Source organism: Roseivirga sp., from assembly GCF_049099775.1.
Lineage (GTDB): Bacteria > Bacteroidota > Bacteroidia > Cytophagales > Cyclobacteriaceae > Roseivirga.
Genome location: NZ_JAGDZM010000007.1, coordinates 389398 through 412007, shown reverse-complemented (window position 1 = coordinate 412007; position 22610 = coordinate 389398). Strand labels below are relative to the sequence as shown.

Annotated in this window: 16 protein-coding genes; 8 read left to right on the top strand and 8 right to left on the bottom strand. The window is 39.7% G+C overall.

All coding sequences use genetic code 11. The features are described from left to right. The first annotated feature begins 6 nt into the window (after positions 1 to 6). Together JXQ92_RS12910 and JXQ92_RS12905 are read left to right on the top strand one after the other, a co-directional pair. Positions 7 to 2655, top strand: a complete 2649-nt coding sequence (locus JXQ92_RS12910; RefSeq protein WP_421987036.1) for an ABC transporter permease — start codon at positions 7 to 9, stop codon at positions 2653 to 2655. A gap of 61 nt (positions 2656 to 2716) precedes the next feature. Beyond that, positions 2717 to 3670, top strand: a complete 954-nt coding sequence (locus JXQ92_RS12905; RefSeq protein ID WP_421987035.1) for an aldo/keto reductase — start codon at positions 2717 to 2719, stop codon at positions 3668 to 3670. A gap of 57 nt (positions 3671 to 3727) precedes the next feature. On the opposite strand, the gene JXQ92_RS12900 is transcribed toward JXQ92_RS12905, so the two are convergent. Continuing rightward, a complete protein-coding gene (locus JXQ92_RS12900; RefSeq protein ID WP_421987034.1) occupies positions 3728 to 3919 on the bottom strand; it encodes a cold-shock protein in 192 nt (63 codons plus the stop codon). A gap of 78 nt (positions 3920 to 3997) precedes the next feature. Here JXQ92_RS12900 and JXQ92_RS12895 point away from each other — a divergent pair, with 78 nt between their 5' ends. Further along, positions 3998 to 4495 (top strand): SixA phosphatase family protein, encoded by a 498-nt coding sequence (locus JXQ92_RS12895; protein WP_421987033.1) that lies wholly within the window; start codon positions 3998 to 4000, stop codon positions 4493 to 4495. A gap of 14 nt (positions 4496 to 4509) precedes the next feature. On the opposite strand, the gene hslU is transcribed toward JXQ92_RS12895, so the two are convergent. From hslU to lon, 3 genes are read right to left on the bottom strand one after another with little or no spacing between them, the layout of a single operon-like run. Further along, positions 4510 to 5898 carry an ATP-dependent protease ATPase subunit HslU gene (hslU, locus tag JXQ92_RS12890; protein WP_421987032.1) on the bottom strand — a complete coding sequence of 463 codons (1389 nt, stop codon included), beginning with the start codon at positions 5896 to 5898 and terminating at the stop codon, positions 4510 to 4512. Next, complete coding sequence (gene porQ, locus JXQ92_RS12885) at positions 5891 to 6925, bottom strand: type IX secretion system protein PorQ (RefSeq protein ID WP_421987031.1); 1035 nt, start codon at positions 6923 to 6925, stop codon at positions 5891 to 5893. The genes hslU and porQ overlap by 8 nt, the downstream gene beginning before the upstream one ends. A 34-nt stretch (positions 6926 to 6959) precedes the next feature. Further along, positions 6960 to 9395: an endopeptidase La gene (lon, locus tag JXQ92_RS12880; protein WP_421987374.1), complete on the bottom strand. Its 2436-nt coding sequence runs from the start codon at positions 9393 to 9395 to the stop codon at positions 6960 to 6962. A gap of 195 nt (positions 9396 to 9590) precedes the next feature. Between lon and JXQ92_RS12875 the strand changes: the two genes are divergently transcribed. Further along, positions 9591 to 11573, top strand: a complete 1983-nt coding sequence (locus JXQ92_RS12875) for an OmpA family protein (protein WP_421987030.1) — start codon at positions 9591 to 9593, stop codon at positions 11571 to 11573. A gap of 54 nt (positions 11574 to 11627) precedes the next feature. On the opposite strand, the gene rseP is transcribed toward JXQ92_RS12875, so the two are convergent. Both rseP and JXQ92_RS12865 read right to left on the bottom strand, forming a co-directional pair. Then, a complete protein-coding gene (rseP, locus tag JXQ92_RS12870) occupies positions 11628 to 12941 on the bottom strand; it encodes an RIP metalloprotease RseP (RefSeq protein ID WP_421987029.1) in 1314 nt (437 codons plus the stop codon). After that, positions 12941 to 14098, bottom strand: coding sequence for a 1-deoxy-D-xylulose-5-phosphate reductoisomerase (locus JXQ92_RS12865; protein ID WP_421987028.1), 1158 nt, complete (start codon positions 14096 to 14098; stop codon positions 12941 to 12943). Before JXQ92_RS12865 ends, rseP begins: the two co-directional genes overlap by 1 nt. Before the next feature lie 299 nt (positions 14099 to 14397). On the opposite strand from JXQ92_RS12865, the gene JXQ92_RS12860 reads away from it, so the two are divergent. Next, complete coding sequence (locus JXQ92_RS12860) at positions 14398 to 15882, top strand: trypsin-like peptidase domain-containing protein (protein WP_421987027.1); 1485 nt, start codon at positions 14398 to 14400, stop codon at positions 15880 to 15882. Positions 15883 to 15916: 34 nt separating this feature from the next. Here JXQ92_RS12860 and JXQ92_RS12855 read toward each other — a convergent pair whose 3' ends face one another. Further along, positions 15917 to 16807 (bottom strand): AraC family transcriptional regulator, encoded by an 891-nt coding sequence (locus tag JXQ92_RS12855; protein WP_421987026.1) that lies wholly within the window; start codon positions 16805 to 16807, stop codon positions 15917 to 15919. A 214-nt stretch (positions 16808 to 17021) separates the two neighbouring features. Between JXQ92_RS12855 and JXQ92_RS12850 the strand changes: the two genes are divergently transcribed. After that, positions 17022 to 17606, top strand: a complete 585-nt coding sequence (locus JXQ92_RS12850) for a hypothetical protein (RefSeq protein WP_421987025.1) — start codon at positions 17022 to 17024, stop codon at positions 17604 to 17606. 47 nt (positions 17607 to 17653) lie between these two features. Here the strand turns inward: JXQ92_RS12850 and dnaA are convergent, their stop codons facing one another. Further along, positions 17654 to 19081 (bottom strand): chromosomal replication initiator protein DnaA, encoded by a 1428-nt coding sequence (gene dnaA / locus JXQ92_RS12845; RefSeq protein ID WP_421987024.1) that lies wholly within the window; start codon positions 19079 to 19081, stop codon positions 17654 to 17656. Positions 19082 to 19341: 260 nt separating this feature from the next. Between dnaA and JXQ92_RS12840 the strand changes: the two genes are divergently transcribed. Then, a complete protein-coding gene (locus JXQ92_RS12840) occupies positions 19342 to 20481 on the top strand; it encodes a methylmalonyl-CoA mutase family protein (protein ID WP_421987023.1) in 1140 nt (379 codons plus the stop codon). Then, positions 20478 to 22601, top strand: a complete 2124-nt coding sequence (gene scpA / locus JXQ92_RS12835; RefSeq protein WP_421987022.1) for a methylmalonyl-CoA mutase — start codon at positions 20478 to 20480, stop codon at positions 22599 to 22601. The genes JXQ92_RS12840 and scpA overlap by 4 nt, the downstream gene beginning before the upstream one ends. The last annotated feature ends 9 nt before the right edge of the window (positions 22602 to 22610 follow it).

Sequence of the window (22610 nt, the reverse complement as noted above, 5' to 3'; positions counted from 1 at the left end):
GGCCAATTGCCTAAATATCAACCGCCCAAATTTGCAACATCAATTCTTGCTAAGTTTCTCGATGAGCGATGGTGGAGTGAATTGGCAGGCGATCTGGAAGAGCAATTTCAAGATACAGTAGAAAGTAAAGGCCTTAAAAGGGCACAATTTATCTACTGGCTAGAAGTGATCAGACTTCTAAGACCACACCTTTTTAGACGTAGCAAACAACATTCTCGCATTATGATGACAGGCAACCACTTAAAAATCTCTTATCGAAATTTAAAGAAGAATAAGGTCTATGCAGCAATTAATATTCTTGGTTTATCGATTGGCATTGCCTGCGTAATGTTGATCGCCGTTTACGTGAAGTACGAAACATCGTATGACAATTTTTTTAAGGATAGTGACCGAATATACAGGGCTGCATTGGAGCGCGTTTACCCAGGTCGGGTTAAAATGTTCGGTACCTCGTCTATCATGTTAGCACCCACCCTGCGCGAAAACTATCCGCAAGTAGAAGCTGTCACTCGCTTACACCGGTTGTTTTTTGCCAATGAAGTTCCAGTTGCATTTCCGAATAGTGACAATACTTTTTTAGAGACGCAATACCTCTTTGGTGACTCGCTCTTCTTCAAAGTTTTTTCATATGAGTTTATAGCAGGCGACCCTAATACTGCCTTGAACCGAGCCACTGATGTAGTTTTAACTGAGTCTACAGCTATTAAATATTTTGGCACCACCGATGTGGTTGGTGAAGAGCTGATTGTTGCCCCCGGAACACGGAGAGTATCGGGAGTTATTAAAGACAACCCTGCAAACTCTCATATCCATTTTGATTTACTAGGTTCCATCAGGTCTGTAGGCGCCTTGATCAATGCTACGGAAATAGGAAGTTGGGCAAATCCATGGGTATACACCTATCTCAAACTCAGACCAGGTGTTGACCCGAAGACTTTCGAGCTTGAGTTTCCAAATCTAGTCGGTACCTATGGCGGAGCAAACATCGCCCAAGGGGCCGGCACAGATTGGAAGACAAAAGGACATGCTTTCAATTATTTCTTGCAGCCCATCGAATCTATTCATTTAGAATCTCAGCTTGACGTTGAGGTTGAACCTAATAGTGACATCACCTATGTCTATATCATTTCTATTGTCGCTTTGATAATTCTCACCATTTCCAGTATCAACTTTGTGAACCTTTCTATCGCCAGATCAACAGAAAGAGCTAAAGAGGTAGGCATTAGAAAAGTCATGGGTTCGCAGCGATCGGCATTGATCTCTCAGTTTCTTACTGAATCAATCTTTATATGCCTGATCGCCTCTATTCTCTCCATCGGCTTAGTGTTTATCACTATTCCACAATTCAATCAAATATTGGGCACATCATTGAGTTTTTCTACCATTCTTGAACCCATAATTCTGGTTATTCTTTTGGCTTTTATTTTCGTTATTGGAATTATTTCTGGTTTCTATCCTGCACTTGTCATTTCTTCACTTCAGCCGAGCAAAGTTTTAAAGGGAAGCTATAAACACAGCAGCAAGGGCATTTGGCTAAGAAACGGTTTAATCATCGTTCAGTTTGTAATCTCAATTTTTATGATTTCCGGTTCGATTATAGTAAGCCAACAAATGACTTATCTGACCAATAAAGATTTAGGCTTCAATCAAGAAAACGTTTTAGTGGTGCACTATACCAATGATTTAGCGGAAGACTACAATGCATTCTTCAATGAAGTTTCTCAAATGAGTACCGTCCAGAAAGCCGGGGGGTCCACATTTGTACCTGGCGAATTTATGGGGAGCGGTGTTTTTGGTGTCGATGACCCGAATGTTGATGATATACGAGGAAACACCATTACTATCAATCAAGAATATGTTGAAACTATGGAGTTTGAGATCGTTATGGGTCGGAACTTTGATAGAAGTTTTAATGATTCGCTCAAAGTGATTATTAATGAAGCTACCGTTCGGGCGATGGGTGTTGAAAATCCTATCGGCATGAAATTTTTAAGCAATAACAATCCCAACACTCCAACTTTTGAATTCACCATTATAGGCGTAGTGAAGGACTATAATTACTATTCTCTTCACTCAGAAATAGGCCCACTGATTATGTTTTATGGCGTAGGGAATTTTGTTCCAAGTGTCACAGTGCTCCGAGTTAATCAGAGCAATATGGAGGAAACTATAAAAAATGTACAAGCGAAATGGGAATCTCTTACTGAGGAACCTTTCAAGTATTCTTTTTTAGATGATAACCTCGACAGGCAATATGAAGCGGACAAAGCATCCACTTCTGTCTTCGATATTTTCACTTTAATCGCGATAGTAATGTCCTGTACTGGGCTTTTTGGTTTGGCTACTTATGTAGTGAATCAGCGACTGAAAGAAATGAGTATCCGAAAAGTACTTGGTGCCTCATTACCAAATATTATCAAGGTGTTCGCAAAGGACTTTATGGTGCTCATCTGTTTTGCTTTTATAATTGGTGCACCTATTGCTTATTTCGCCTTAGAGGCATGGCTTGAAAACTTCGCCTATCATATTAACATCGGATTTTTCGCCTTCTTGCTAGCCGGCTTGATTACCATTACGCTAGTCTTTGTTACAATAGGTTATCAAGGTGTAAAAATGGCCTTAATAAATCCGACAAAAGTGCTCCGAAGCGATTGATCTGCATTGGATACACCTGATATTCTTAGTAGCTTAAGGCCATATAAAAAGCTCAATAAGAATGAACAGACTCGCCTTTAGAAACGGAGATAAATTAGACGCAATCGGACTTGGAACCTGGAAATCAGAACCGGGAGAAGTTGGTCAAGCAGTGCGCGAAGCCATAAAAGTAGGCTATAGACATATTGATTGTGCCTGGATTTATCAAAACGAAAAAGAAATCGGAGATGCGTTTCAAGCAGCGTTCGCTGATGGTGATGTGAGCAGGGAGGAATTGTTTGTGACTTCTAAACTCTGGAACTCTTTCCACGCGGCGGAAGATGTTGAAAAAGCCGTGCGAGAATCTTTAGAAGCACTGCAACTTGACTACCTTGATTTATACTTAATCCATTGGCCGATTGCCCATCAACCGGGTATTGTTTTTTCTGAAGAAGCATCTGGTTTTGCCCCAATTGAGGATTATCCTATTGCCGATACTTGGAAAGCCATGGAAGCATTGGTTGAAAAGGGTTTAGTTAAACATATTGGCGTATCTAATTTCAATGTGGTAAAACTCCAAAAACTGATCGGTACTGCTAAGATTATCCCCGAAATGAATCAGGTAGAATCTCACCCATTATTGGCTCAAAATGATTTATTAGCGTTCTGTGCTGAAAACGAAATTCTATATACCGCTTATTCTCCGTTAGGGTCTAGAGACCGAGCACCTGGAATGAAGGGCGATGCAGAACCAGATCTTTTCGAAATTGATACATTGAAAAAGATTGCCGAAAACCACAATGTCCATCCTGCTCAAATATTGATAAAATGGGCTGAAGGCCGAGGAACGGCAGTAATTCCAAAATCTGTTAACCCAGCTCGATTGAAGCAAAATCTCGCTTCGGCCGAAATCGACTTAAGTAAGGAGGAAATGGAATCGATCAACTCACTAGATAAGGGGTATCGTTTCCTTGACGGTAAATTCTGGGAGAGAGAAGGCGGTTTCTATACAGCAGAGGCACTTTGGAATGCTTAAAATAAAAAACCCCGACCTAGGTCGGGGTTGGTAATCAAAAATCTATAAATCAGGTGATTATATTTTCTTGACGTCAACAGCGTTAGGTCCTTTTTTACCATCAGCTATTTCGAAAGAAACAGAATCACCTTTAGTGATTTCGTCAATTGTACCAGAAACGTGTACAAATACTTCGTCTCCATTTTCGTCATCAACGATGAAGCCAAAGCCTTTCTCATCATTAAAGAATTTTACGGTACCAGTTCTCATTGTATTATGTATTAAAGATTATAAAATAATTATTGCGCCAAAAGTAATACTTTGTTTGATAAATTCAATAGTGCACGGATGAAAACACTATTTATAGTAAGGCATGCGAAATCGAGCTGGAAACACCCTTATCTATCTGATTTTGAGCGCCCTTTAAATGGAAGAGGTAAAAGAGACTTGCCAGATATGACTAACCGATTCTCTGAAACCGACTACATGGTAGACTTGATGTTAACTTCTCCTGCGGCTAGAGCACTTACCACTGCCAAGGCTTTTTCGGATAAACTCAATATGGGAAATGAGCAGTTTCTATTAAAAGAAAACTTCTATCATGCCTCTACAAGAACCATTAGAAATGAGCTTGCTCAAGTGTCAGACAAAGCTGATTCTGTGATGATTTTTGGTCATAACCCTGGACTAACTTCATTAATTGAAACCCTGTCAGATTTCAACCTTTATAACCTACCAACCTGCGCTATTTGTGGAATATGCTTTGAAATAGGCACGTGGAAAGAAATCCTGTATTCTACTGGTCAGAAGATCTACTACGACTACCCTAAATCAAAGACTCAATAAAACATACGTTCTTATTATAGTATAAACTCGCTAAGGTCTTTATCCTGAACAAGGCTATCTAGCCTTTCTCCCACCATTTCTTTAGTGATCACCACTTTAGCGTTCGGCGGAATATCTTCAGGAATATCAAACAGAATATCATTTAAGAGTTTACTCATTACCGTATGAAGTCGCCTTGCCCCTATATTTTCAACTTCTTCGTTAATTTTAAAGGCCAACTTAGCCAATGATCTTAAGGCTTCGTCCGTAAATTCTAAGGAAACATCCTCTGAATCGATTAAAGCTTCATATTGCTTGGTCAATGCGTTTTTAGGCTCCTTTAAAATTTGATAGAAGTCTCCTTCAGTTAAGCTACTTAGTTCAACACGAATTGGAAATCTACCTTGAAGTTCTGGAATTAAATCAGATGGCTTGGCCACATGAAATGCCCCTGCGGCAACAAATAATACATGATCTGTTTTAATCATTCCATGCTTTGTAGTTACTGCACTACCTTCTACAATGGGAAGCAAGTCGCGCTGAACTCCTTCTCGGCTTACATCGGCACCATTCCCTCCCTTTTTGCCCGAAGCAATTTTATCAATTTCATCGATAAAGATGATTCCTGTGTTTTCCGCTTTCCAAATGGCTTCTTCCTTTACTTCGTCCATATCGATCAGCTTGGCACTTTCTTCTTCTATTAAAAGTCGCTTAGCTTCCGCAATGGTAACCTTGCGCTTCTTCTGCTTCTTAGGCATTACATTACTCAGCATATCTTGAAGGTTGATCATAGACATTTCGTCCATTCCTCCACCTACCATGCCGAGTCCATTTCCACCACTTGATTGTATGGTTATTTCAACCTTACGATCATCAATCTCACCCGTTCTAATCTTTTCTCGAAAACGTTCGCGTGTCTTTTCATTCAGCTCTGCATCGCTCATTTGCGTTGCCTCTTTATCGTCTTGCTGCAAGCCCATAGGTTTTGGGGCGGTTCTTACTGGGGGAATAAGTGCATCAAGAATAATGTCCTCAACTGCCTGCGCAGCTTTTTCTTTTACGCCTTCTTTCTTTGATTGCTTTACCAAATTCACCGATTGTTCGACAAGGTCGCGTACCATGCTTTCTACATCTCTTCCTACATAGCCTACTTCTGTAAATTTAGAGGCCTCTACTTTGGTGAAAGGGGCATCAGCTATTTTGGCAAGTCTTCTGGCAATCTCTGTTTTACCAACGCCTGTTGCGCCAATCATTAAGATATTATTTGGTACTATTTCTTTCTGCATTTCCGACTGGACATGCATTCTTCTCCATCTATTTCTTAGCGCTATAGCAACGTTTTTCTTTGCATCTGCTTGACCAATGATGTACTTATCTAGTTCGGCTACGATTTGCCTTGGTGTTAAATAACTTTTATCAATCATCTGTTTTTTTCTTTATCAGTCCACTCAGATTCAAGTTCATCTGGAGTGTATTGCTTCCACCTGCCGTATGATACAAGGCTCGGCTGTAAGCAAATTCAAATCTTTTCACTTTAAACATGAAGCCAAAAGAGAAACCTGCTCCTCCGCTTACATTTTCCAATTTTAATTCTTGTCTTAAAAGGTGATTGTAACCCATTCTCAGTTGAAAATTTTGAGAAAACAGTAATTCTGCACCAAATACTAAACGCGTAAATATTTCTTCACCAAAACTCGGCTCATTATTCTCTCCAAAAAGGGCATTACTAGACGGATCGAAAAAGACAGCATCAGCTCTTACAAGGTTTCTGGCAGTTGCTGAAAACCTAAAAGGCATAAATTCTGGCTTGAACGTGACACCTAATTGAATATCAGTGGGCAACTGGCTATTATTTTCTTCTATATAATCTGACAAAAGAAAGCCAAGATTCTTAACGGCAAAACCGACTGTAAGGTCTTTTTCTGGGTGTTTAAATGTACCTCCTAAATCAAACAATAAAGCGGAAGCTTTAAAAGCTGCGAGATCGGAAACCGCAAGCTTCATACTTCCACCTACATTGAAAGGCCCAAAGCTTTGACTATTACTGATGGCGAAGGCATATTCATTGACACTAAACTGACCATTCAAAAAACCTGCTTCATCAAAACTCTGAATGTCGCCATAGTTTAAAAAGTCTAAGTGAATGGACCAAGTGCCGTAGTTTTCAATATTCGTAGCGTATGTGAGCGAAGTATTGGCGATATCGGCAAAATAGCCCAGCCTAGAAATAACCAACTGGTCTTCCATATCCGAATTGAGCAGCGCTGGATTGGAGATTATTTGCCCAGGATCTTTCCAGCCTGAAGTAATATTTACTCCGCCAAGTGCTGAAAGACGCGCATTATTAGGAAGGTTGAGATATTCAAAAGCGCGACTACCACCCAACTGCGCTGCAGCCGAATGCCCGAGTAGGCATAGACTTAATGTAATCAGCAATCGCGCGCTCTTCATATATGCATCGTATTCATTGAAAATACGTTGATTTTTAATCCTCCACTACAAATTTCACTGGATTATCTACCTTTTGAGTCGTCAAGGCAATATCAATTACCTCATTGGCGCTTTCTACGAAATGGAATTTTAATCCTTTTACGTATCTATCATCAATTTCCTTGATATCCTTTTCATTTCTAGCACTAAGGATAATCTCTTTGATTCCGGCTCTTCTTGCGGCTAAAATCTTCTCTTTCACACCTCCAACAGGCAATACATTTCCTTTCAGGGTGATTTCGCCTGTCATGGCCAATTTGTTCTTTACTTTCTTTTGGGTAAAAAGAGAGGTTAAGGCCGTGAGCATAGTAATTCCTGCAGATGGTCCATCTTTAGGAACCGCCCCTGCTGGTACATGCATGTGTAAATCATACTTATCGAAAACTCTGTAGTCTATATGGTAACGATCAGCATTTGATTTTAAATATGAAATAGCTGCCATTGCAGATTCTTTCATCACATCGCCTAGTTGGCCAGATAACGTCAGTTTCCCTTTTCCTCTGCTTAAACTAGATTCTATAAATAAAATCTCGCCACCTACAGCGGTCCAAGCAAGTCCTGTTACTACACCTGCCGATTTGTTGTCGTTATAAATTTCCTTGTCGAATCGCTGACCACCCAATGCGTTTTCAATAAACTCAATCGTTAACTTTTGAGGGTACTCTTCTTCCAAGGCAATGTGTTTGGCTACCTTTCTAACTACAGATCCGATAACTCTTTCCAAGCTTCGAACTCCAGACTCTCGTGTATAGCCTTCTACAATAAATTGAATAGTCTTTTTGTCGAAGGTTAGATCTTTCGACTTCAAACCATGCTCTTTTTTCTGTTTTGGAATAAGGTGTCTTTTCGCGATTTCGATTTTCTCTTCTATCGTATAACCAGATACTTCAATGATTTCCATCCTATCTCTTAAGGCTGGTTGAATAGTATCTAATGAATTTGCTGTTGCCACAAAGAGCACTTTAGACAAGTCGTATTCTACCTCCAAGTAATTATCAGTAAACTCGCTGTTTTGCTCTGGATCTAGAACTTCTAGCAAGGCAGAAGACGGATCACCTCTTAAATTAGAGTTCACTTTGTCAATCTCGTCCAAGACAAAAACTGGATTAGATGAATTTGACTTCTTAATGTTTTGGATCACCTTTCCAGGCATAGCACCTATATAGGTTTTTCTGTGTCCTCTGATCTCGGCTTCATCATGTACCCCACCTAATGACATTCTGACATATTGTCTGTCCAATGCTTTAGCGATAGATCGGCCTAACGAAGTTTTACCAACACCTGGAGGGCCGTAAAGGCATAGAATTGGTCCCTTTAAATCATTCTTTAACTTGAGCACGGCCAAATACTCTAAAATCCTGTCTTTAACTTTTTCGAGACCGTAGTGATCTTGCTCTAAAATCTTCTTAGCCCTTTTCAAATCAAGATTGTCGTCAGAGTATTCTCCCCATGGTAAATCAACCATTAACTCTGCATAATTCATGGCGATCGGATACTCCGCAGCCATTTGGTTCATGCGTAAGATTTTGTCCAATTCTTTATTGAAATGTATGGCTACTTTCTTCGGCCATTTCTTGTCTTGTGCCTTTCTTCTAAGTGCCTCAACTTCTTGCTCAGGTCCACCATCGCCGAGTTCCGTTTGAAGCACCTTCATTTGTTGCCTCAAGAAATAATCTCTTTGTTGCTGATCTATATCAGAATGCACCTTGTTTTGAATTTCATGCTTGAGCTCCAGCATCTGAATCTCCTTCATCATGAATTGGAGCAATTTAGTAGCACGTTCAGTACCATCGTTTATCTCCAATAAGCCTTGCTTATCCTTGGGTTCTGCATTGATGTTTGAAGATAGAAAATGTACGAGGAAGCTCGGTTTCTCTATATTATCAAGCGCAACCTGTGCTTCTTTGGGAATTTCAGGATTCAATTTCATGATCCTATTGGCCGTATCGCGGATCGATTGAATTAAGGCTTTAACTTCTTTGTTTAAACGCTTAGGAAAGTTCTCTTCAAGGTATTTTACTTTGGCCTTAAAGAAAGGCGTTTCTGATGTAAATTCTTCAACCTCGAAACGGCGCTTTCCTTGTACAATAATGGTTGTATTACCATCAGGTAAAACCAACATTTTTACAATCTTGGCAACTGTTCCTACTTTAAAAAGATCGTTGGATTTAGGGTCGTCAATTAGAGGGTTTTCTTGTGCCAAAACGCCTATGATCTTATTCCCTTTATGGGCTTGTTTCACAACTTTAATAGACTTCTGTCTACCAACTGTTATCGGAATCAATACCCCTGGAAATAACACTGTATTCCTAACGGCTAGAATGGGTAAGTCGTCTGGCAAATCAGCCAACTGCATTCCATCTTCTTCTTCAGGGGCAATCATCTGAATAAATTCCCCACTATCTTCTTGGTTCATTTCCGCTGCCAACATAGAGCTTAATGTATTCTTGTCAATCTTCATAGTGAGGTGCCAAAGTGACACTTAAGGTCAGAAAAATTAATTTCACCTGCTATTGCAAGGGTTATGCCAACTGAAATGATGTCATGAAACACGTTTAAATAATTATTAAAAACACGTACCTTTCTTTTAAGAAGATTTTTCACCCAGAATTAATTGGTAAAAATTATGCTCAGGCGGAGCGCCATTTTCATTCTTGCAATACTTCTATGCTCTACGGCTGTTCATGCTCAACTATTTAAAAGAAATAAGAACAAGAGACAGCAAAAAGTTCTTCTAGATTCTGACTCTGTAAGTATTGAGATCACCGACCTTACCTTTCCAAATATTAATAAAGACCCCGTTTATTTAAACAGTAAACTTCAGAAGAAGATAGAGAAACTGGACAAAGAAGAGCGATGGGAAGAGCTTTACCCTGAATTAAAGAAGTATGTTTCTAACTTTGGTACTCAAAACTTTGCCCTTCAAACTTATTACATCTGGAGACTTGCCAAACTGACAGAGGTTTTTGCTTCCCCAGAAGCAGCTAAACCCTTATATGCCTTGGTTCTAAAGCACCACAGAAGAGGCTTAGATATTGGTGCCATCCTTTCGAGATATGATTCTCTCGACAAAAACAGAAAAGACTACTATGTGCCTTTGGAATACTATTACGACTTAGTAGAATTCAGAAGACAGGTAGATACGCTCCTCCCTCCACGAGGTGTACTTACTAACATGGGGCCACTCGTAAACTCAAATGATGAGGATTATGCGCCTATGGTTTCCAAAAATGATTCGGTCCTTATTTTCACTTCAAAACGAAATTCTGATAACTCAGGCATTACAAAAGATATTAATGAAGATATTTTCTTCACCCTTAAGAAAGGCAATCAATGGGGCGAAGCGGAAATGTTTCGGAATGTGAATTCACGATACAATGAAGGCTCTGGGTATTTATCAAAGAGCGGTAAATCTTTGCTTTTCTCTCGATGTGGGTCTCCAGATGGGCTCGGAAATTGTGATTTATACATTAGCCAATTCCAAGGCGATACCCTCTGGACTGTTCCAAAAAACCTTGGTGAAAAAGTGAATTCCGTTGGGTGGGATTCTCACCCAACCTTGAATGTTACAGAAGACACGCTTTATTTTTCGTCTGACAGAAAAGGAGGGTTTGGTTTAGCCGACATTTACTACTCTACAAAAGATAAAAAAGGCCGATGGACCACAGCTAAGAACCTGGGCCCAACAATCAACACGAGAAATAATGAGGTCAGCCCATTTTATCATTGGGAGCATAATCTGCTTTATTTCAGCAGCAATGGTCACCTTTTAAACTTCGGCGACTATGATATTTATAAGTCGTATAAGAAAACAGGCATCTGGTCTGAGCCTATAAATATTGGCCCATTGGTCAATGGAATAGGTACTGAATTCTACTTTAGTATTGATCAAGCAGCAAACTTCATTTTCTATTCAAGATCGGAGGAGGAAAGCATGAAAAATCTTGATCTGTACTCTTTCCCATTACCCATGGCAGGGCAGCCCTTGGCCACTACGCGCTTTACTGGCCAGATTAAAGCACTTACCGGAAAAGTGCCTCAAAAAGCCATTGTGTCCATTATAGATTTGGATGAAGGCATTGAAGTAGCTCCAAAATTTGCTCGAGATGATGGTACTTTCGAGTTTGACTTAATTAATCAAAGAAACTATTTGCTCATTGTGCAAGGGGACGATTTTTTTAGACTGGAAAAACTCTTTTTCTTGGATGGCGACACTAAATATGAGGGTGTTGTGGAAAGAATCGCCAGTAAAATAGAATTCTCTACTATCGAATTTGAAAACGCTAAAGCTGATATTTTGCCAGGTATGGAAACCGACCTGAAAAAGGTGCTTGATTTTCTGATCGACAACCCAACATTCAACTTAAACATTTCAGGACACACAGATTCCAGCGGCAATGAGGTTCTCAATTTAAAGTTATCGCAACAGCGCGCCGACGCCATTAAACGGTACCTTATGAACAAAAGCAATATCAATCCGAATAGGATATTCGCGATAGGTTATGGCAGTACCAAGCCCATTGTTAAAGAGGAAAAAACGGACGAAGACAAAAAGCTCAATAGACGCGTTGAATTCGAGATATATCGTCCACCGGTGACGGATAAATAAAAAAGGGAAGTCTGTGACTTCCCTTTTTTATTGCTTTATTTTTTGCCTGAATCGCTAAATACCAAACAGCTTTAGTATATCATTACCGAAGACCAGTACCATTAGCAGCAATAGGAAAACCATTCCTACAACTTGCGCTGCTTCCAAGAACTTTACTGATGGTGCCTTTCCTGAGATCATCTCGAATAATAGGAAAACCACATGACCACCATCCAAAGCAGGAATTGGTAGTAAGTTCATGAAGGCTAAAATCATTGATATCATAGCCGTAGTACGCCAAAATGAATTCCAGTCCCATGTCTTAGGAAACATCTTCACAATTCCGATGGGTCCACTTATGTTTCTAGCAGAAATACCACCACCAAACATTTTGCCCATGGCCTTTGCATTAAGGATAACCATATTAAATGCTTTGGCAGTACCTACAGGTATAGCTTCTCCAAAAGTATATTGATCGCTATCTCCTTCAATACCGTAAACAGACACCATTATACCTACAGTAGAATCTGGTCTCACATTTACATTCACATTCAATTCACTATCACCTCTTTTTACCACCATTGGTATTTCGCTACCAGCATTCGCTGCCACAATGGTCTGGTATTCATCGTAGTAGTTAACTTCTTGATCATCGATTTTCACAATTCTATCTTGTGGCTGAAAAGGCAAACTTTCCATGCCTTCACCTAGCTTTGTGATTTCGAATTCTCTTCTGATATCAAAGAATTTTATCTGGAAATCTTCGTCTGACAGCTTATCGATAAACCCTCTCGGAACAGGTATATCTATAATAGTACCATTACGATCGACTGTCCAAGAAGCATTATCAGCTAGCAGTGTTTCGCCACTGTACATATCTTCTACCTTTCGGTAATCTTCTCCGTTAATCTTAATCACCTTATCACCAGGAAGGAAACCAGCTTCTAACCCTATTTCTCCAGGTATAATCCCCACTTCTTGTGTGTATTTACTTGGTGTAAATTGATCGCCTAGATTGTAAGTCAAAATAATCATGGCAATAACTCCTGCTACCACGTTAACGATAATACCACCAAGCATAACTATAAGTCGCTGCCATGCTGGTTTAGATCTAAATTCCCATGGTTGAGGTGGTTTGGCCATGGCTTCTTTATCCATTGACTCGTCAACCATACCGGAGATTTTTACAAAACCTCCTAGTGGAATGGCGCCAAGACCATATTCTGTTTCACCTTTTTTAAATGAGAATATGGTTGGAGGAAATCCGATAAAGAATTTTTCTACTTTCATTCCAAACATGCGTGCCGCCAGCATATGGCCTGCTTCATGTATCCCCACTAATATTGAAAGCGCAAGCAAGAGCTGCGCTATTTGAACAACGGTTTCCATTAATTTTTATATGCGTTTGCTATTTCTCTAGTTTGTTTGTCGGACATGACATAGTCCTCATACGTAGGCTTTTTAATAAAAGATGCCTTTGCCATAGAATCTTCAATTAGGTCAGACATTTCTAAAAAGCCTATTTCATCTTTTAAAAACTTACTTACTGCCACTTCATTGGCAGCATTTAAAATACAAGGCATATTACCGCCTTTTTCCATAGCTTCAAATGCCAAGCCCAGGTTTCTAAAAGTCTTTTTATCAGGCTGTTCAAAGGTGAGCTCGGGATAGTCCAAGAAATTAAACCTAGGAAAGTCAGATTTGATACGATCTGGGTACGTCATGGCAAATTGAATCGGTAGCTTCATATCAGGCAAGCCCATTTGCGCCTTCATACTTCCATCTTCAAATTGAACAATAGAATGAATAATCGATTGTGGGTGAACAATCACCTCAATTTGATCCATGCGAAGATTAAAAAGCCACTTGGCTTCAATTACTTCCAAGCCTTTGTTCATTAAACTGGCTGAATCTATTGTAATCTTAGCGCCCATATCCCAATTAGGGTGCTTCAATGCCTGTTCTTTTCTAACATTAGCAAGCTCATTCGTGGTTTTACCTCGAAAAGGCCCACCTGAAGCCGTAAGAATAATTTTCTCAATGGGATTGTGAAATTCTCCAACAAGACACTGGAAAATCGCTGAATGTTCTGAATCAACAGGGTAAATATTTACCGCTTTAGATTCTGCTAAGGAAGTGATCAGTTCTCCTGCCACCACCAAAGTTTCTTTATTAGCTAGGCCGATATTTTTTCCGCTTTCAATAGCAGAAATTGTTGGTTTTAAACCGGCATATCCTACGAGGGCCGTCAAGACTAAGTCAATAACTTCAATCTGAACAACAGCGCTAAGGGCATCTACACCAGAATATACCTTAATATCTAAAGGATCTAAAGCTTCGAAAACCTCATCGTAATGATTATCATTTACAATAACCACTGCATTAGGCTTAAATTCTTGTGCCTGACGAATGAGCAAAGCTGAGTTGTTCATTGCTGTCAAAACTTCCACTATAAATTTTTCTGGATTCGCTCTTATTACTTCGAGCGCTTGTGTACCAATAGAGCCTGTGGAGCCAAGAATGGCGATATGCTTTTTTGTTGACAATGGTCTTCTTTATAGAATTGCTGTATTGGCTAAATCATTGATAGTAAATCAGCTTGCAGCGGTGCAAATTTAGCCCTTTTTGAAAGGTCACCAAATCTTATCCCCACTAGAAATACCCTTATGCCGGCAAGGTGGAATTAACATGCTTTTAGACTATCGGAGGGCATTTAACCTTAATTAACACAGATGACAAACCCAATTTATTTCTGGAGCGTAAGTTTGAACAAAGGTCTTTCCATTTTAGTATGGATAAAACCGATGATCGATTAAGAGTCATTTAATAAAGAATAAACCAAGGCATGAAAAATAAGATCGCTGTAGTTTTTATCGCATTTGCAGGCGGGCTTATGGGTGCATTTACCTATGATAAGCTCTCTGAGAAAAATGATGTAAAGGAAGTTTCAACGGAAATTCCTGTCAGTTTTGAACGCGCTAGTTATGAGTCTAAACCTGTAGACACTTATTCACCGGGCGCTGCACTTCCCACTGACTTCAGGCTTGCCGCTGAAAGATCGGTAAGTAGCGTGGTTTATATTAAGAATATTCAGAATAGCCGTAGAAGCATGAGCTTCATGGAATATATTTCTGGCGGAAGAGGTGGTTCTGAAAATGGAGTAGCCATTGGCTCTGGGTCAGGTGTCATCTATTCAAAGGATGGTTATATCATTACGAACAACCATGTCATTGAAGATGCAGATGCTATTGAAGTTCAACACGAAAAAAGAACCTATAAAGCGACACTTGTTGGTACTGATCCTAAAATGGACATTGCCGTGTTAAAAATCGAGGCGAACGACCTTCCTGCTATAGACATTGCCAAAAGTAGCGATGTGAATGTGGGCGATTGGGTACTTGCTGTCGGCAACCCTTTCAATTTAACATCGACTGTTACAGCAGGTATTGTAAGTGCTATCGGCAGTGAGGCAAATTCTATCAGAGAAAACTTCCCCATTGAACTTTACATTCAAACTGATGCAGCCATTAATCCTGGAAACAGCGGTGGCGCTTTAGTTAACACCAATGGAGAATTAGTGGGCATAAATACTTCGATTATTTCTAGAACAGGCTCTTATGCAGGCTATGGCTTCGCAGTACCTTCTGATTTGGTAAGCAAAATTGTTGAAGACTTGAAGAAATATAAAGTTGTTCAGAAAGCTTACACAGGCGCTGAAGTCATCGAAATAGACGAAGACGTGGCCAAAGAAGAAAGGTTAAGAGATCTAGAAGGTGTTCTGGTACAATCTATTAGAAGAAATGGAGCTGCTGATAAAGCCGGCTTAGAATCGGGTGATGTAATTAAAAGAATTGCTGGTAAATCGATCAAAACTAAATCTGGCTATGATGAAATAATCAATTCCATGTCGCCTGGAGATGATGTAAATATTGAATACATCAGGAATAATAGAGCTTATCGTGCTGATCTAACACTAGAGAACGTTTACGGAAGTACGGATTTGCTGGACAGAGATAACTTCTTAGACAAGGAAGACATTCACTTCTCAAATTTCCTCGGGGCTGAATTCAGGAGGTTGACGGAAAAAGAAAAAAGTAGCTTAAGAATAAATTATGGCGTAAAAGTGAGTGAGATTAATCAGGACAAAGGTTTTTTTAGAAAACTGGACGACATTGATGTAGGTGATATCATTGTAGCAGTAAATAGGCGATCAGTAGACAACCCTGAAGCACTGGCCAACTATATAGAACAGTATTACGGCAAAATTTACTTTCAGATTATTGATAAAAGGGGACGGATGAGAACCGAAACCTACCGTTTCGGCAGATAATCCAGAAGCCCTGAAATCGACATCAGGGCTTTTTTTATTTCTCTAAAATAATATGCTTAAAGTCCTTTCTGTATTCAGATGGACTTTTTCCTGTAAAGGACTTGAAAGACTTATTAAAGTGAGAGAAATTATTAAAACCGCTCTCAAAACTGACTTCTGTTATGGCCATAGAAGTTTCTGCTAATAGCTTTGAAGCGTGTACCACTCTATACTCATTCACAAACTTTGTAAATGTTTTACGCGATATTTTTTTGAAGTATCGGCAAAAGGCTGGTACTGTCATGCTAACCTTATCGGCCATATCATCTAAACTGATATGATCTTTAAAGTTTGTTCGAATATGACTGTAAATTACATTCATACGATCATTCTCTTTCGCATCAACGGCCAATGCAACGCCTTCGGCATTTAGAACTTCATAATCTTGCGAGTCAGACAAGTCCTTCAAGATGGAAAGCAAACCTATTAACCTACCATATTGATTTTCCCAAGCGAGCGCTTCTATTTTAGCCCCTACCTTATCTTTGGTCTCCCCATGAAAAGTGAGCCCTTTTTTAGCCAATTCTAATAATTGCTTCACTGAATCCATTTCTGGAATATCGAAGAACGCTGGCCCTAGAAAATCTTGTTTAAACTGAACAACAGTTTCAGACTTATTACCACTAAAGCGATCGGTAAATCCGTAGTGCGGTAAATAAGAACCGATGAGAACTAGTTCACCATCATTGAAATAAGACATATGCTTACCGATGTGTCGCTTACCGCTACCACTATTCACGTATACGAGTTCCAGTTCAGGATGAAAATGCCAATTCGCGAGTATATGCTCGCAAGAGCTGGAATATCTCCTCACTAGAAAACTACTACCAAATGCTGGAAGTATCTCTTCTAAAGATGGCTTACCGCTTACCATTGCTTTTTTCATATTGCTACAACCAATATAAGCGTATTAAGTTCCATACACTACCACAAAATTAACCTAATAGTGTTCTATTTTATCAATTATACATTAACATAGTATATTATGGGTTAAAATAACATCAATACTTACCAATCTAGCTGTAGTAGGAGTACACCCCACCCCATACCTTTGTTATCATAATTGGTTTAAACTATTAAACATTTATACAATGAAGTCTATGAAAAAAGTATTGTTGACAGCCATGATGGTCGTGGTATCAACGTTTGCTATTGCCAACGACAACAAACCAAGTGTCAGAGTAGAAAAAGTGGGATCAAAGTCCCTCGTGGTATTCGTTTCTGAATCAGTAAGTGGCAACACTCAAATTAAACTGAAAGATCAAAACGGATTAACATTATATAATACACAAGCTAAAGAAGGTCTAGAGTTTGCCAAAAGATTCGACTTAAAATCTCTCGAAGCAGGTGATTATACAATTGAGATTGAAAATGATATGAGCTTTACAGCAACTCCTGTGTCAATTAACATAGATTCTGCATGGATTAAAGCACAAGATCAGGTAACAATCCTAAAGCCTGTTTTAAGACAGTCTGGAGAGAAACTGGATATTATTCTTCCAAGTGATGATTGCGGTGATGTTATAGTCACAATTTTCGACGGTAATTTTAAAAAGCTCGCTTCTGAAAACTTTAACGGAGAAGCACTTAAGAGATTTGACCTGTCACGTTTATCACAAGGTTCATACACAGTAAAAATGACAACAAAAGGACGAAACTTCGTACAATCAGTTTCAGTGAAGTAGCTAGGAGTTAGTTACAAAGAAAAAGGGGCTAACGCCCCTTTTTTGTTTTAAACCAATTTCATTTTCATTTTCTTCTTCAACTCATCGATCGAGTTGCTGAATTTGGAATCGACATCCATCATATCACTAACGGACTGTACCGCATGAATCACCGTGCTATGGTCTCTTCCTCCAAAATGGTAACCAATAGATTTCAAAGAGTGGTTTGTGTATTCTTTGCACAGATACATAGACACTTGACGTGCAATTACAATCTCTTTTTTACGGGTTTTATCTTTTAAATCCTCAACACTAATCTGGAAAAACTCTCCAACCGTCTTTTGGATATAGTCTACGCCTACTTCAGACTCAATATCATGGACGATATTCTTTAAGGTCTGCTTGGCTAACTCAAGATCAATATCAACCTTATTTAAGGTAGCATGCGCGATCAATGAGATTAATACACCTTCTAACTCACGTACATTAGTATCTACACTATAGGCCAAATATTCCACAACATCATCTGGAATATAAATTCCATCCGACTGCATTTTGCGCATAATAATTGCCATTCTAGTCTCAAAATCAGGCATTTGCAAATCTGCAGTTAAGCCCCATTTAAATCTAGAAAGCAAACGATCTTGAAGGCCTTTCAAATCACGAGGAGCTCTATCGCTCGACATGATAATCTGCTTACCATTTTGGTGCAAGTGATTAAAAATGTGAAAGAACATCTCTTGCGTCTTCTCCTTGCCAGAGAAGAATTGAACATCATCAATAATTAAGGTATCAACCTGTAGATAGAAGTTCGTAAAGCTTTGAATACTATTATTACGGATAGCATCGGTGAATTGGGTAGTGAATTTCTCAGAAGAAACATACAGCACAAAGTTATCCTTGCTCTGCTCGCTTACCTTATTACCGATGGCTTGAACCAAATGCGTTTTTCCTAAACCAACACCACCGTAAATCATCAATGGATTAAAAGAAGTGATACCAGGTTTTTCGGCCACAGCAATTCCTGCTGAACGGGCTAGTCTGTTACAATCTCCTTCTATATAGTTATCGAAATAATAGTTCGGATTTAGGTTGGAGTATCGAGAGTCCTTGTCTAGGGAAGGCATCTTGAAAGGATTAATCATTTCGGGTTCAATTACCTGCTTACCCCAAGATTTCCCTTTCTGATTTTGGTTTTGGTTCGGAAGCGTAACCATATAAGGTTGGTTCTGAACACTACCGCTATCTACAATGACAGAATATTCTAATTTTCCTTCAGGGCCCAGTTCGTTTTGAACGCACTCTCTGAGCAAGTGAACATAGTGCTCTTCCAGATATTCATAAAAGAATTGGCTTGGTACCTGAATGGTAATTGTGGTCTCATTTAAGCCCAATGGCTTAATTGGTTCGAACCAAGTCTTATAACTCTGCTCCTGCACTTGGCTTTTGATAAACCTTAGGCAATCATCCCAAACCGACTTCTCACTTTTTACCATTAATACTTTTAATGCTTCTACACACCATTACACACTTGAAGGGCAACAAAAATGATAAAAAAACCACCAACATAAAAGGTGATCTGATATGAGAAATGAAATACTTTTCCCCAGATTTCTCGTGATTATCCACATGTTATTTGTGGATAACCCTGATCATCAACCTTTAAGAGTCTTCAAGCAACATTGCCACCTCTTGAAGAATTTTTAGATCGGCACTAAATAATAAGGTTTAATTTTGCCAGCGTAAACTTATGGAAATGAACGAACGATTGTTTACTGACTTCGAGGTGCAAAGTCCTGAAGCATGGAAAGACAAATTGGTGTCCGATTTAAAGGGAAAGCCATTCGAAGATTTACTTTGGGAAAATCAGGGTTTATCGGGTAAGCCATTCTATACCAAAGAAGACCTCCCTTCCACCCTTCCGCCACTTGGAAAAATCCATGCTAACCCTGAAGCTTTTGGCAATAGATATTGGGCAAATTATCAGCACGTAATCGTAAATAGTACAAAAGAAGCTAATGAAAGAGCATTATTAGCATTGGAAAGTGGTGCAGATGGTCTTCTGTTTGAGCTACAAAAGCTAACGGACCTCACCATTTTATTGCAAGGAATTCAAGTCCAATATTGCCAAGTATCCTTTCTTTCAAACAACCTATCGACCGAAGATATATTTACGGCATATGCTAACTACTTATCGGCTGCGAACATTGATAAAGAAAAGGTAAATGGATTTATAGATGGAATAGGCTATCAATTCCAAAAAGAGATAAAAGGCCTTAAAACTGTCGTTCTAAAAACGAATAAAAAGACTAATCACAGTGCTCAACAAATTGCACTAATTTTGGCGGAAATTATTGATTTAATTGATGTTGAAAACATCGCCCCAATCGATTTTTTCAACATGTTGTCTACTGAAATTACCCTTTCAAGTGATTATTTCAGTGAGATTGCAAAACTCAGAGCGTTAAGATTTTCTATACAGAAGCTCGCTGGTGCATATGGCATAACCATAGACGATCCAATAACAATAAGCAGGACACCAGATTGGTCTAGTGCCATAGACGACCCACATAGTTTTATGCTCCATGCAACAACGCAGGCAATGGCTGCCATAATTGGAGGTACTGACGGCCTTATCGTTCATCCTTTTTATAAGGTTTTCGGAAAAAACCATTCCTTAGCCGAACGAATGGCAAGGAATATTTCTACGATCCTGAAAGAGGAATCTTACCTAGCAAAAAACATAGACCCTTCTGCAGGTTCTTATTACCTAGAATCAACGACAAAAGACTTAACGACTAATGCTATCGAATTATTAAAAACCATTGAGCAAAAGGGAGGCCTCAGCAAACTTGACGTTGACTTATTCATCGATTCTAAAACTGAAACCCCATGAGACCTGATTTAGATTTACTCACAGCTTCAGTTAAAACAATAGAAAAAGTCACTGACGCTAATGATTGGAGTACCGCCGAAGGGATAACCGTACCACCTAGCGTTACTTTTAAAGCCATAGAAAATGCTGAACATTTAGGCTTTGGCGCAGGTACACCACCGTATCTAAGGGGGCCATATAGCTCCATGTATACCGTAAGACCTTGGACAATACGTCAATATGCAGGCTTTTCCACAGCCGAAGAATCAAATGCTTTTTACAGAAGAAACCTGGCCGCTGGCCAAAAAGGACTTTCTGTTGCATTCGATTTAGCCACGCATAGAGGTTATGATTCCGATCACCCGAGGGTGTCAGGAGATGTTGGGAAAGCTGGTGTTGCCATTGATTCTATCTTAGATATGGAGGTGTTATTTGACCAAATTCCATTGGATCAAATGTCAGTTTCTATGACAATGAATGGTGCTGTAATCCCAATTATGGCTTTTTACATTGTGGCTGCGGAAGAACAAGGTGTCGACAAATCTAAACTAGCCGGAACTATTCAGAACGATATTTTAAAGGAGTTCATGGTGAGAAACACGTACATCTACCCACCCGCTCCTTCCATGAGAATTATTGGAGATATATTTAAATACACGGCTGAACACATGCCGAAATTTAATTCCATCAGTATTTCTGGGTATCACATGCAAGAAGCCGGTGCCACTGCCGATATAGAATTAGCATATACACTTGCCGATGGCTTAGAATACTTAAGAACTGGTGTTTCTTCTGGGCTCGATGTGGATGCGTTTGCCCCTAGACTCTCCTTTTTCTGGGCCATTGGCATGAATCATTTCATGGAAATTGCCAAACTCAGGGCTGGGAGATTGCTTTGGGCGAAAATTGTCAAAGAATTCGGCCCTAAAAACCCGAAATCGATGGCACTGAGAACGCACTGCCAAACATCGGGATGGAGCTTAACGGAACAAGACCCTTTTAATAATGTAACCAGAACTTGTGTAGAAGCTTTAGCAGCAGCACTAGGCCATACACAATCATTACATACAAATGCCTTAGATGAGGCTATCGCTTTACCGACGGATTTCTCGGCACGCATTGCTAGAAACACGCAAATATATCTTCAGAAAGATACGGGTATCAACAGAGTAATTGACCCTTGGGGTGGTTCTCACTACGTTGAATACCTCACTGATGAATTGGTAAAAAAAGCCTGGGCATTAATCCAAGAAGTAGAAGAAATGGGCGGTATGGCCAAGGCCATTGAAGCAGGTTTACCGAAAATGAGAATTGAGGAAGCTGCTGCTAGGAAACAAGCCCGAATAGATTCTGGAAAGGACGTTATCGTTGGGGTAAATAGATATCAAGTGGACGAGACTACTGATATCGATCTTCTAGAAGTTAATACCACCGTGCGCGATTCACAACTTGAGCGACTCGCCAAACTGAAGCGTGAGAGAAACCAAGAGGACACCGATAAGGCTTTAAATGCCATTACCGAGGCCGCTAAAAATGGAACAGGCAACTTATTAGAGTTAGCCGTAGATGCAGCTAGAAAGAGAGCCTCTCTTGGCGAAATTTCGAGTGCCATGGAAAGTGTTTTCGGAAGGCATAAAGCTGTGACAAAAACCATTTCTGGTGTATATTCAAGCGAAGTGAAAGAAAACAAAGATTTCATAAAGGCCAGAGATTTAGCAGATCGCTTTGCCGAACTAGACGGTCGAAGACCAAGGATTATGATTGCCAAAATGGGGCAAGATGGTCATGATAGAGGCGCAAAGGTTATTGCCACTAGTTTTGCCGACATGGGTTTTGACGTGGACATAGGGCCACTTTTTCAAACGCCTGAAGAAACGGCTTTACAAGCAGCAGAAAATGATGTTCATATGATTGGTGCTTCCAGTTTAGCGGCTGGTCACAAGACATTGATTCCTCAATTAATTAACGAATTGAAGCGTTTAGGTCGAGAAGACATCATGGTAATCGCTGGTGGTGTTATTCCGCCAAACGATTATGATTTCTTGAGAGCAGCAGGTGTTTCGGCCATCTTTGGCCCGGGTACAGTAATCGCTAAAGCGGCTCAAGAAATTCTTGAGCAAATGATGACGGAAGACGAATAGGTCAGAAGA

What these genes read in the sequence shown, in the direction of transcription:
- scpA (WP_421987022.1), top strand. Translation starts at nt 20,478, where the DNA reads ATGAGACCTGATTTAGATTTACTCACAGCTTCAGTTAAAACAATAGAA.
- dnaA (WP_421987024.1), bottom strand. Translation starts at nt 19,081, where the DNA reads ATGGTAAAAAGTGAGAAGTCGGTTTGGGATGATTGCCTAAGGTTTATC.
- JXQ92_RS12905 (WP_421987035.1), top strand. Translation starts at nt 2,717, where the DNA reads ATGAACAGACTCGCCTTTAGAAACGGAGATAAATTAGACGCAATCGGA.
- rseP (WP_421987029.1), bottom strand. Translation starts at nt 12,941, where the DNA reads ATGGAAACCGTTGTTCAAATAGCGCAGCTCTTGCTTGCGCTTTCAATA.
- hslU (WP_421987032.1), bottom strand. Translation starts at nt 5,898, where the DNA reads ATGATTGATAAAAGTTATTTAACACCAAGGCAAATCGTAGCCGAACTA.
- JXQ92_RS12875 (WP_421987030.1), top strand. Translation starts at nt 9,591, where the DNA reads ATGCTCAGGCGGAGCGCCATTTTCATTCTTGCAATACTTCTATGCTCT.
- JXQ92_RS12855 (WP_421987026.1), bottom strand. Translation starts at nt 16,807, where the DNA reads ATGAAAAAAGCAATGGTAAGCGGTAAGCCATCTTTAGAAGAGATACTT.
- JXQ92_RS12860 (WP_421987027.1), top strand. Translation starts at nt 14,398, where the DNA reads ATGAAAAATAAGATCGCTGTAGTTTTTATCGCATTTGCAGGCGGGCTT.
- porQ (WP_421987031.1), bottom strand. Translation starts at nt 6,925, where the DNA reads ATGAAGAGCGCGCGATTGCTGATTACATTAAGTCTATGCCTACTCGGG.
- lon (WP_421987374.1), bottom strand. Translation starts at nt 9,395, where the DNA reads ATGTTGGCAGCGGAAATGAACCAAGAAGATAGTGGGGAATTTATTCAG.
- JXQ92_RS12840 (WP_421987023.1), top strand. Translation starts at nt 19,342, where the DNA reads ATGAACGAACGATTGTTTACTGACTTCGAGGTGCAAAGTCCTGAAGCA.
- JXQ92_RS12900 (WP_421987034.1), bottom strand. Translation starts at nt 3,919, where the DNA reads ATGAGAACTGGTACCGTAAAATTCTTTAATGATGAGAAAGGCTTTGGC.
- JXQ92_RS12850 (WP_421987025.1), top strand. Translation starts at nt 17,022, where the DNA reads ATGAAAAAAGTATTGTTGACAGCCATGATGGTCGTGGTATCAACGTTT.
- JXQ92_RS12895 (WP_421987033.1), top strand. Translation starts at nt 3,998, where the DNA reads ATGAAAACACTATTTATAGTAAGGCATGCGAAATCGAGCTGGAAACAC.